The 1,263-nt window shown below is 36.8% G+C and carries 1 protein-coding gene; it reads left to right on the forward strand.

The annotated features are described in order from the left end of the window. Positions 1–72: 72 nt before the first annotated feature. A protein-coding gene (locus tag AC1DIV_RS29950) for an IS3 family transposase (protein WP_427673811.1) occupies positions 73–1,223 on the forward strand; the annotation gives its coding sequence in 2 pieces (ribosomal slippage) (positions 73–322 and positions 322–1,223; 1,152 coding nt in all). The last annotated feature ends 40 nt before the right edge of the window (positions 1,224–1,263 follow it).

The following is a 1,263-nucleotide window of genomic DNA, read 5'->3' on the forward strand; positions in this document are numbered from 1 at the left end:
TGGAGTTAGTATAGTTTCATGGACACATTTTAGTTAAGTCCTTACAATGATTTTTGAGAGGATGTGTCCGTCTTGGAACGTAAGAATACAGGTAAAAAATATAATAATGAATTCAAAAAGACTATTGTAGATCTTTATCACTCGGGTAATTCGGTCAAAGAATTAAGCGGCGAATATGGCGTATCAGAAGTTACCATTTATAAATGGGTTAAAGAATTTACTCCTATCGGTTTAGGGGAAGAGTCCATGACTCCAAAGGAATTAGCCGCCATTCAGAAGGAAAACCTTCGGTTAAAGCAAGAAGTTGAAATCTTAAAAAAGGCTATGGCCATATTCGCGAAAAAGTAACCGAGACAGATCTTACCGAATTTATTGAGGAACACAAGAAACAATATCCCGTACAGAAGATGTGTGAAATACTAGAAATCCCAAGAAGCAGTCATTATCAATCCCTTCAAATAGTCGTATCAAATCGCGAACAGGAAAACATAGAACTAACGAAGGAAATTCATCTTATTTACCTGGAAAGCAAAGGACGATATGGGGCTCCAAAGATTCATGAAAGCTTATTAACCAAAGGGTTTTCCCTAAGTCTAAAGCGTGTTCAACGTTTAATGAGCAAGGCGAGAATTCGTTCTATTACCAAGAGAAAATACCGTCCCTATCCATCTAAAGAAAAGGTTATTCAATTGGATAATTTGCTAAAACGAGACTTCACTACTCAAACCATTAATGAGAAATGGGTAGCAGATATTACGTATATCCACACGTTAAAAGACGGATGGTGTTATTTAGCTTCGGTATTGGACCTTCATTCTAAGAAAATAGTAGGGTATTCATTTTCTCGTTCAATGACGACAGAACTGGTCATAAAAGCTTTCAATAACGCACACTTATCACAAAAGCCCTCGGAGGGCTTAGTTCTTCATACGGATCTTGGCTCACAATATACAAGCAGTGAGTTTACTCAACATATCCAAAACCATCATATTAAGCAATCCTTTAGTCAGAAAGGTTGCCCGTACGATAATGCCTGTATTGAATCCTTTCATGCCCTATTAAAAAAGGAAGAAGTCAACCACGTACAATATCTAGACTATCAAACAGCTAAATTAGCGATGTTCCAATTTATTGAAGGTTGGTATAACCGAAAAAGAATTCACAGCAGCTTGGGCTATCAAACCCCACAAGCCATTGAAGATCGAATTAGGAATACAGCTTAAGATTTAACTTTTTAGTGTCCAAAATATTGACTCAAATCCA

Source organism: Peribacillus sp. 05N428 (genome assembly GCF_056397085.1).